Raw genomic sequence first — 10,117 nt, forward strand, 5'->3', positions numbered from 1 at the left:
CGTCAGATTTCGTCACCGGATCTTGACAGCAGCACGTTTCTGCCTTGTCGTTGGCGTTTGGCGCACTGCGCCACACGCAGAACCAGGGGAGCGACATGCAGATCCGTACCGACACCACAGGCCGCCGTGGGCGGCTGGCATTGGCCTTGGCGATCATGGGGATGATCGCCGGCTGTTCGAACCAGGAGGCGCCGACCGAAGCCACCGCGCCGGCATCCGACGCCGGCGCACCGCAGGCCGGGCCGGCGACGCCGCCTCCGCCGCCGTCCACCGAGGAGCGCACCGCGCAGGCGGAAGGCGCGGTCGAGGCCGCGGCCGAGTCGCTGGCCGGGCAGTCGCCCGAGGCGCTGCTGGAGAACGCCCGCACCGCGCGCGGCGAACAGCGCCTGTATGCGCCCTCGGGCGACAACGCGGTGGAGTACTACCTCGCGCTGCGGGAGAAGGCGCCGGAGGATCCCGCGGTCAGCGGCGCACTCGCCGACCTGTTCCCCTACGTCCTGATCGCCGCGGAGCAGCACATCGCGCGCAACGATCTGGTCGAGGCGGAGCGCCTGTACATGCTCATGCAGCGCATGGACGCGGAAGCGCCGGCTCTGGACCGGATCGGGCAGTCGATCACCCGCGCGCAGACCGCCGCCGAGCGGCGCGCAGAGGAAGAGGCGCGCCGCGTCGCCCAGGCCGAGGCGCAGCAGGCACAGCAGGCCCAGCAACAGGTGCAGGCCCGGCAGAGCGAAGAGGCCGCGCGTCTGCAGGAGCAGCTCGCCGAGGCCCGGCGCCAGGCGGAAGCGGCGCAGGCCGAGGCCGCGCGGCTGGAGGAGGAGCGCGCGGCCGCGGTGGCGCGCGCGCGTGAACTCGCAGCGCAGCAGGCCAGCGAGCAGAGCGCGTCCGGCGGCAGCGCCCCGGCCGCCGCGCCGACGCGTCGCGCGCCGGAGATCGTGAGCGCGCCGCCGCCGCGCTATCCGCCGGAGGCGCTGCGCGCCGGCACCACCGGCGAGGTGACCGTGGAGTTCACCGTCCAGCCCGACGGCAGCGTCGCGCAGGCGCGGGTGGTGTCCAGCCGGCCGTCGCGGATCTTCGACCGCGAGGCGCTCAGCGCGGTGCGCGACTGGCGCTTCGAGAACACCGAGGAGCCGATCACCCTGCGCAGGACGATCGCCTTCCAGCCCTGACCGATCCCCACGCGTCGCAACGAAGAAGGCCCGGAGCGCATCCGGGCCTTCTTCGTTTTCCGGTGGCGCAGCCGACGCGCTCAGGCCGACACGGCCAGCTTCTCGCGGTGGTAGAGGCGCGCGGCCAGCAGCCACAGGACGCCGGCCACCGCCATGCCGGCGCCGGCGTAGACCAGCCACTCCAGCCCGGTCACCGTCTCGCCGCGCAGGATCTTCATCAGCATCTGGTTCTGCGACAGCAGCGGCACCGCGAACATCCACAGCTGGTTCTTCACCGGATTCACCATCAGCACGATGGTCGGCACGATCGGCAGGAACATCAGCAGGCTGAGGTAGCTCTGCGCCTCCTTCACCGACTTCACGCTGGCCGCGATCAGGGTGATCAGGGTGCAGCCCAGCAGCAGCAGCGGCACCAGCACGGCCAGCATCTTGACCATCGCCAGCAGCGAAACGTCGAGCATGCGGCCCAGGCCGGGCGCCAGCTGGGCGCCGATCTTGAACGCGACCAGGGTGAGCGTGAGGCTGACCAGGCCGAACACCACGGCCGCGGCGATCTTGCCGCTCATGATCGAACCGCGCGCGGCCGGCGTGGCCAGCAACGGCTCCAGCGACTGCCGTTCGCGCTCGCCGGCGGTGACGTCGATGACCAGATAGGCGCCACCCAGGAACGCCGAGAGGATCAGCAGGTAGGGCAGGAACGACAGCGCCATGCCGCGCCGCGACTCCGGCGTCGACAGGTCGCTGCGCGAGACCAGCAGCGGTCTGGCGGCGGTGGGGCTGACCCCGCGCGCGACCAGGCGCAGCGTGCCGACGGTCTCGCCGTAGGCCTGCAGCAGGGCCTCGGTGCGCCGGACCGGGATGTCGGAGTCCTGGCGCGAGGCGTCGTACATCAGCTCGACGAGCGCGGGGCGGGTCGCGCGCCAGTCGTCGGCGTAGTCGGCGTCGATGCGCAGGATCACTTCCTCGGCCTGGGTGCGGATCGCCGCCTCCGGGTCCGCCGGAGCGGCTTCGGGCTTGACGTTCTGGCCCTCCAGCCAGGCCACCAGGTTGGGGGCCCGCTCGGCGCCGATGATCGGCAGCTCCAGCGGCTTTTCCATCTGCGTGGACATGCGCTTGGCGATCATGCCGCCGATGCCGAGCATCAGGGTCGGCAGGATCAGCGGCCCGAGCAGCAGGGCGATGACGACCGTGCGGCGGTCGCGGACCAGGTCGCGCAGCTCCTTGGCGAGCACGATGCCCAGCGCGGTCAGGCTTCCGGTGCGGCGGTCGTTCATGCCGCAGCCTCCTCGCTGCCGACCAGGCGCACGAAGGCGTCCTCCAGGTCCGGGCAGCCGGTGTGTGCGCGCAGCTCGTCGGCGGTGCCCTGGGCGACCACGCGGCCGCCGGCGATGACAACGATGCGGTCACACAGCGCGGCGACCTCCTGCATGATGTGGCTGGAGAAGATCACGCAGCGGCCTTCCGCCTTCAGCCCCTGCAGGAAGGCGCGCAGCGCGCGCGTGGTCATCACGTCGAGCCCGTTGGTGGGCTCGTCGAGGATCACGTTGCGCGGGTCGTGCACCAGCGCGCGGGCGATCGCGGTCTTGGTGCGCTGCCCCTGCGAAAAGCCCTCGGTGCGGCGGTCGGCGACGTCGCGCATGCCCAGCGCCTCGATCAGCGCATCGGTGCGGGCCGCGACCTCGGCGGCGGTCATGCCGTGCAGGCGGCCGAAGTAGGCGATGTTCTCGCGCGCGGTCAGACGCTTGTAGACGCCGCGCGCGTCGGGCAGCACGCCGAGGCGCCGACGCACCGCCTCGGCATCGGTGACCGCGTCGAAGCCGTCCACGCGGACGCTGCCGGCGTCCGGCGTCATCAGGGTGTAGAGCATGCGCAGGGTGGTGGTCTTGCCGGCGCCGTTGGGACCGAGCAGGCCGGTGATCTGGCCGTCGGGCGCGGTGAAGCCGACGCCGTCGACGGCCTTGACCGTGCCGCTCTTGGTCCGGAACGCCTTGTGCAGGTCGTGGATCTCGATCATCGGGTGTCCTTACGGTTCCCAGCCGTAGAAGCCGGCGAAGGGCGGGGCGGGGGCGAGGCCGGCGAGGCAGCCGGCGTCGAGCGCCTCGGCGTCGGCGGTCTCGACGAAACGGGCCAGCAGGCGCGGCGTGCAGCCGACCGGAAGCACGTTGTGGCCCTGGCCGGCGAGCACGAGATGGCGGCCGTGGGCGAGGCCGGCCAGCACCGCCTCGCCGTAGCGGGGCGGGGTGACCGGGTCGTACTCGCCCGACAGCAGCAGGCTCGGCACGTCGCTCGACACCGCGTCGTGGAAGTCGCGCGGCATCGAGCCCCGCGGCCATTCGCCGCACTGGGCGGCGAGGTAGCTGGTCAGGGTGTCGCCGAGAAGGGTGGCGGCGTCGCCGGGATCCGCCGGCGCATCGCCGATGTCCTCGGTGCAGGTCACCGACAGCTGCATGCCGTGCATGATCGCGTCGCCGAGCTGGTCGGCCATCATCCGCGCCTGTGCGGCCAGCGGCCCGTAACGCCCGGCCGCGGCCTCGGACAGCACCAGCGGCAGCATCGCCGCGGTCACCGGCTGGTAGGCGTACATGCGCACCACGGTCTGCAGATGAGCGAGCGCGAGCTGTTCCTCGCGCGGCAGCGCGGTCTGCGGGTCGCGGTAATCGACCGCGACGCGCTCGTCGAGCAGGCGCGCGCGCAGCATGTCGAGGTGCGCGCGCGGCGAACCCAGCTCGTCGCGGCAGGCGGCGACCTTCTCGCATCCGGCGAACTGCTGCGCGAGCGCGTCCTCGAGGTTGCGCGCGTGCTCACTGCCGAGCAGCAGCGTGTTCGGCACCACGCCGTCGAGGACCATGCTGCGCACGCGCCCGGGATGGCTGCGCAGGTACTGCTGGGCCACGCGGGTGCCGTAGGACACGCCGACCAGGTTCAGGGCCGGCGCCCGCATCGCCTCGCGCACCGCCTCGAGGTCCTGCACCGCGTCGGTGGTGGTGTAGAAGCGGAGGTCGGCGTCGTCCGCCAGGGCGTCGCGGCAACGTGCGGCGGCGCGGCGGGCGGCGTCGGGCGTGGCGAGTTCCTCGCCGCCGACCGCGGCGGCGTCGTCCTGGATCTCCTCGCAGGCCAGCGGATGCGAAGCGCCGGTGCCGCGCTGGTCCACCAGCACCACCAGCCGGTTCTTGATCACCTCGCGGAACACCGCGTGCAGCTGCGGGTAGGCCTCGCGCGCGGCCTGGCCGGGCCCGCCGGCCAGGAAGAACACCGGGTCCGGCTCGGGCACGTTGTCGCCGCTGACCACCGCGACCGCCAGTTCGATCCGGCGGCCGTCCGGCTCGGCGCGGTTCTCCGGTACCGAAACGGTGGTGCAGTGCGCCTCGACCGTCGCGGCGATGCCCTGCGCGCTGAGCGTGCAGGGCTCCAGGGCGAGGTCGCCGACCGTCATGGTGGCCTCGGCCGCGCTCGCAGCGGCCGGCGCCAGGGCGGGCGCCGCCAGTGCGGCCGCGGCCGCGAGTGCGGCCCGGAAGCGGAAATGCATCTAAGTTCCCCGACACGACAAAGTGCGCAGTGTGCACCAGCGCGCGCGTGCCGCACGTGCCGTCGGCCATGGGTGCATGCGGCGCGACCGGCACGGTGGATCGGATCGTTGCAGTGGTTCCCGGGGGCATCCGCGGCGGCGGTCTATACTGCGCGGTCGGCGGCGACCTGCGCCGCGATCCGCGTTGCCATGTCCAGTCCTACCGACCACCCCGCCCTCGAACTTGTCGACCTCCGCAAGACCTACGCCACCGGCGTCGAAGCCCTGAAGGGCGTGTCGCTGCGGGTGGAGCCCGGCGACTTCTTCGCCCTGCTCGGCCCCAACGGCGCCGGCAAGTCCACCACGATCGGCATCGTGAGTTCGCTGGTGAACGCCAGCGCCGGCGAGGTCCGCGTGCACGGCGTCGACCTGCTGCGCGAGCGCAGCACCGCGATGCGGATGGTCGGGCTCGTGCCGCAGGAGATCAATTTCAACCTGTTCGAGAAGCCGTTCGACATCCTCGTCAACTACGCCGGCTTCTATGGCGTGCCGCGCGACCAGGCCATCGTGCGCGCGGGCGAGGAGCTCGAGCGCGCCCAGCTCTCGGACAAGGCGCACACCATGAGCCGCACGCTCTCCGGCGGCATGAAGCGCCGGCTGATGATCGCGCGCGCGCTGATGACCCGCCCGCGCCTGCTGATCCTCGACGAGCCCACCGCCGGCGTCGACATCGAGATCCGCCGCGCCATGTGGCGGCAGCTGCGCGAGATCAACGCCGCCGGCACCACGGTGATCCTGACCACGCACTACCTGGAGGAGGCCGAGAGCCTCTGCCGCAACCTGGCGATCATCGACCACGGCCGCATCATCCAGCACGGCAGCATGCGCTCGCTGCTGGCGCAGCTCGACGTCGAGGCCTTCGTCCTCGACATCGAGGGCAGGCTGCCGCCGGCGCTGCCGGCGATCGAGGGCGCGGCACTGGTCGCCGCCGACGACCACACCCTCGAACTCGAGATGCCGCGCTCGATGGATCTCAACCGCGTCTTCGCCGGCCTCGATGCGGCCGGTATCCGGGTGCGGTCCATGCGCACCAAGGCCAACCGCCTGGAGGAGCTGTTCGTGCGCATGACCGGCCGCGGCGCGGCGGAGGCGGCGGCATGAGCCACCCCAACCTGACCGCGCTCTACACCGTCACCCGCCGCGAGGTCGCACGCATCCTGCGCATCTGGGGCCAGACCCTGGTGCCGCCGGTGATCACGATGACGCTGTACTTCCTGATCTTCGGCCAGCTCATCGGCCGCCGCATCGGCGACATGGGCGGCTTCGACTACATCGACTACATCGTGCCCGGGCTGGTGATGATGTCGGTGATCACCAACAGCTACGGCAACATCAGCTCCTCGTTCTTCGGCGCCAAGTTCGGCCGCCACGTCGAGGAGCTGCTGGTCAGTCCGATGCCGAACTGGGTGATCCTGCTCGGCTACGTCGCCGGCGGCGTGCTGCGCGGGCTGATGGTCGGCGTGCTGGTGCTGGCGGTGGCGATGCTGTTCACCCACGTGCGCATTCCGCATCCGCTGGTGACCTTCACCACGGTGCTGCTCGGCGCGACGGTGTTCGCGCTCGCCGGCTTCGTCAACGCGGTCTACGCCAAGAAGTTCGACGACATCGCCATCGTGCCGACCTTCGTGCTGACCCCGCTGACCTATCTCGGCGGCGTGTTCTATTCGGTGCAGATGCTGCCGCCGGTGGCCGAGACGCTGACCCACGCCAACCCGATCTTCTACATCGTCAACGCCTTCCGCTTCGGCCTGCTCGGCATCAGCGACGTCTCGCTGTGGGTGGCCTACGCGGTGATGCTGGGCCTGGTCGTGGTGCTGACTTCCATCGCGCTGCGCCTGCTCTACAAGGGCGTCGGAATGCGGAGCTGACGCCGCAAGCGCGATGAAGTTCACATAAATGCAATATTTAGGTACGGTACGGTCATCGGCCCCGCACTGAGGGGTGACGAACACGACCGCGTCGAGCGGTGCCGCTATTCACCCGCGGCACCGTATCCGGTCCGTCACCATCCCAGGCAGGGGCATGCGAGCGGAACCGCCGCGTCCGGAGTGAACGCTTTCCGGCCGCGGTGTGCACCGGGCATCGTGTGATTCCATCCACGGACCGCTCCCGGTCTTCCTCTCGCACACCGCGCAGGATCGAGCGGTGTCCGCTGTCCTTAAGGCAGCACGTGGCGCACCCGCGCCAGCCGTACCCACCGCCGCAGACTCCCGGAAGCGGCATCAGCATCAGGCAGGAACCCACGCAATGTCCCCAACCCACGCTCGGCTGCGTCGCAGCCGGCTGACCGCTGCGCTTCTGGCCGCGGTCGCGATGCCCCTAGGCGCCAACGCACTGGCCCAGGATGCCCCCTCCACCTCGACCGGCGCCGGCACCGCCTCGACGCTCGATCGCGTGACCGTCACCGGCTCGCTCATCCCGCAGACCGAGATCGAGACCTTCACCCCGGTCACCACCATCACCGCCGACGACATCCAGGCGCGTGGCTTCACCAGCATCGGCGACGTGCTGCAGCAGTCGAGCATGTCCACCGGCGGCTTCCAGGGTGGCCAGACCTCCGCGTCCTTCACCCAGGGCGCAGAGGCGGTCAGCATGTTCAGCCTCGATCCGGGCTACACCAAGTACCTGATCAACGGCCGGCCGATGGCCAACTACCCGGCGCTGTACAACGGCTCGGACGCGTTCAACAACATCAGCGGCATTCCGGTGGACCTGGTCGACCGCGTCGAGATCCTGCCCGGTGGGCAGTCGTCGCTGTACGGCTCGGACGCGATCGCCGGCGTGGTCAACGTGATCCTCAAGAAGAGCGTCGACGCGGCCACCCTCACCGTCCGCGGCGGCACCTTCACCGAAGGCGGCGGCAACAGCCTGCGCCTGAGCTTCTCCGACGGCTTCGAGGCGGTCGACGGCCGCCTCAACGTGCTCTACGGCCTGCAGTACGAGACCCGCAACCCGATCTGGGGCTACCAGCGCGACCTGACCGACAGCTACAACACCGACGGCTACACCGCGCCGGTCGCCGGCCGCGACTTCCTGGTCTACAGCGGCAGCGGCGACTACTACTTCATGGACCCGGCCAACTGCGGGAACGTGTCCGGCCTGTTCGACGGCACCGAAGGCCTGCAGACCCGCGAGGGCTACGGCCAGTACTGCGGCTCCTTCGCCTCGCCCGGCTACCGCACCCTGCGCAACGGCAAGGACAGCACCCAGGTCTACACACACGCCACCTTCGACGTGAACGACAACCTGCAGCTGTACGCCGACTACCTCTTCAGCCACGAGAGCGTCGACTACGCGACCGGCTCGTCCTACACCTGGTGGGGCACCGGCAGCAAGTACGGCTACTACTACGACCCGGCCCTCGACGACCTGGTGAACCTGCAGCGCGGCTTCGCGCCGGAGGACATCGGCGGCAACGGCTACGACGACATCATGAACACCGATCGCACCAATTCGTACATGGTGACCTTCGGTGGCAGCGGCTTCTTCGGCGACAGCGACTGGGAGTACGACCTCAGCGCCACGCGCAGCTTCTATCGCCTGAAGGAGCACGGCTGGGCGCGCTTCGACACCGCGATCAACAGCTACTTCGAGAACACCGTGCTCGGCCCGCAGCTGGGCACGACGGCCGACGGCTTCCCGATCTTCGCCCCCGACTACGCCGCGTTCTACCAGCCGATCGATCCGGCCGATTTCGCGGCCTTCACTGGCTACACCAACAGCAGCAGCAAGACCTGGGACAACATGCTGCGCGCCCAGGTGACCAACAGCGCCCTGTTCGAGCTGCCCGGCGGCGACGCCGGCCTGGCGGTGGTGCTGGAAGGCGGCAACCAGGGCTGGGACTACTCGCCCGACGCGCGCCTGCTGCCGGAGACGGCCGACATCTGGGGCACGACGGCGGTCAGCGGCTCCGGCCACCGCTCGCGCGTCGCCGCCACCACCGAGCTGCGCATGCCGCTGCTCGACCCGCTGACGGTGACCGCCTCGGCCCGCTACGACGAGTTCGACGCCTACGGCACCAAGACCGACAAGCCGACCTACTCGATCGGCATCGAGTACCGTCCGGTCGACAGCCTGCTGTTCCGCGGCAAGTACGGCACCGCCTTCCGCGCGCCGACCCTGGCCGACCAGTTCCAGGGCGTGAGCGGCTTCTACAGCAGCGACGTCGACTACTGGCGCTGCTACTCGGAAGAGGGCTACGACCCGGCCGACACCGAGGGCTGCAGCTTCGAGAACTCGCAGTACTTCGGCACCCAGGAAGGCAACCCCGACCTGGAGCCGATCGAGGCCGACGTGTGGAACGCCGGCGTGGTGTGGGCGCCGATGCACAACCTGTCGGTGTCGGTCGACTACTACTCGTGGGACATCCGCAACGAGGTCGACACGCAGTCGAGCGACCAGCTGCTGCTGCAGGAGTTCTACTGCCGCAGCGGGCAGCAGGACATCGCTTCGGCGAGCTGCCAGCAGGCGCTGGACTGGGTGATCCGCGACGCCACCGGTGCGCTGGACGAGATCTACACGCCGAAGGTCAACGTCGCCCAGCAGACGCTGGAAGCGGTGACCGCGAGCATCAACTACTCGCTCGACATCGGCCGCTGGGGCATGCTGCGGTTCAACGGCAACTACACCAACATGCTGTCGCACTTCGTGCAGCCGCTGCCCGACGAGGGCAAGATCGACCTGCTGCGCGACCCGTACTACATGTGGGTGTACGACGCCTACGCCAAGACCCGCGCGGACGCCTCGGTGGCCTGGGACATCGGCGACTGGACCACGACGCTCTACGCCAACCGCATCGGCAAGACGCCGAACTACCTGGCCTACTACGCCGGCGACTTCGGCTACGAGCACTCGTCCGGGGCGACGGCCGGCTGGTGGCAGCCCTACATCACCTACAACGCCAGCGTGAACTGGCGCGCCACCGACGACATCCAGTTCTCGCTGATGGTCAACAACGTCCTCAACGAGATGCCGGACGACCAGGCCTACAACTTCCCGGGCACCTCGAGCACGCCGTACAATAACTACCTGTACGACATCTACGGTCGCTCGGTCATGGCCGAGATGCGCTTCCAGTTCGGCAACTGACCGCCGACACCTGCTGCACCTTCGAACCCCGCCGCGAGGCGGGGTTCTTTTTTGGGCGGGTTCGCCAGGACGCCATCGCTTCGAGGGCTGGCGTGCGGCGGTGTGTGCAGCACGGGCTGGAATGACGTTTCGTGCAACTGAAGCGTCCTCGTTGATTCGAGCCAGTCCGAAGTAGAGTTCCCCCAGAAGGAGCTCACATGAAGAAGTCGCGGTTCACCGAGGAACAGGTCGTGCGGATCCTCAAGGAGGTCGAGGCCGGCGCGAAGGTCAACGAGACGTGCCGCAAGCACGGGAT

8 protein-coding genes are annotated in these 10,117 nt (G+C 69.8%); 5 read left to right on the forward strand and 3 right to left on the reverse strand.

Annotated features, from left to right (window positions below):
- Nucleotides 1-95 precede the first annotated feature (95 nt).
- Entirely contained in the window at nt 96-1,169 is a 1,074-nt protein-coding gene (locus tag KB893_RS17680) for an energy transducer TonB (protein ID WP_211927079.1), read from the forward strand.
- An 80-nt stretch (nt 1,170-1,249) separates the two neighbouring features.
- On the opposite strand, the gene KB893_RS17685 is transcribed toward KB893_RS17680, so the two are convergent.
- Genes KB893_RS17685 through KB893_RS17695 form a run of 3 tightly spaced genes read right to left on the reverse strand, consistent with a single transcriptional unit; the run spans nt 1,250 to nt 4,695 of the window.
- Nucleotides 1,250-2,443: an ABC transporter permease gene (locus tag KB893_RS17685; protein ID WP_211927078.1), complete on the reverse strand. Its 1,194-nt coding sequence runs from the start codon at nt 2,441-2,443 to the stop codon at nt 1,250-1,252.
- On the reverse strand, nt 2,440-3,183 hold the full coding sequence (locus KB893_RS17690; RefSeq protein WP_211927077.1) for an ABC transporter ATP-binding protein: 744 nt from the start codon (nt 3,181-3,183) through the stop codon (nt 2,440-2,442). The genes KB893_RS17685 and KB893_RS17690 overlap by 4 nt, the downstream gene beginning before the upstream one ends.
- 9 nt (nt 3,184-3,192) lie before the next feature.
- Nucleotides 3,193-4,695 (reverse strand): alpha/beta fold hydrolase, encoded by a 1,503-nt coding sequence (locus KB893_RS17695; protein WP_211927076.1) that lies wholly within the window; start codon nt 4,693-4,695, stop codon nt 3,193-3,195.
- A gap of 189 nt (nt 4,696-4,884) precedes the next feature.
- On the opposite strand from KB893_RS17695, the gene KB893_RS17700 reads away from it, so the two are divergent.
- From KB893_RS17700 to KB893_RS17715, 4 genes are all read left to right on the forward strand, one after another.
- Nucleotides 4,885-5,835 (forward strand): ABC transporter ATP-binding protein, encoded by a 951-nt coding sequence (locus KB893_RS17700; protein ID WP_211927075.1) that lies wholly within the window; start codon nt 4,885-4,887, stop codon nt 5,833-5,835.
- Nucleotides 5,832-6,602, forward strand: coding sequence for an ABC transporter permease (locus tag KB893_RS17705; protein WP_211927074.1), 771 nt, complete (start codon nt 5,832-5,834; stop codon nt 6,600-6,602). Before KB893_RS17700 ends, KB893_RS17705 begins: the two co-directional genes overlap by 4 nt.
- A 379-nt stretch (nt 6,603-6,981) precedes the next feature.
- Nucleotides 6,982-9,822, forward strand: a complete 2,841-nt coding sequence (locus KB893_RS17710; protein WP_211927073.1) for a TonB-dependent receptor plug domain-containing protein — start codon at nt 6,982-6,984, stop codon at nt 9,820-9,822.
- A 197-nt stretch (nt 9,823-10,019) separates the two neighbouring features.
- Nucleotides 10,020-10,117 (forward strand): transposase (locus KB893_RS17715; RefSeq protein WP_211925475.1); only part of this gene is annotated, 98 nt, incomplete at its 3' end.

It is taken from the genome of Coralloluteibacterium stylophorae (assembly GCF_018122625.2).
Classification (GTDB): domain Bacteria; phylum Pseudomonadota; class Gammaproteobacteria; order Xanthomonadales; family Xanthomonadaceae; genus Coralloluteibacterium; species Coralloluteibacterium stylophorae.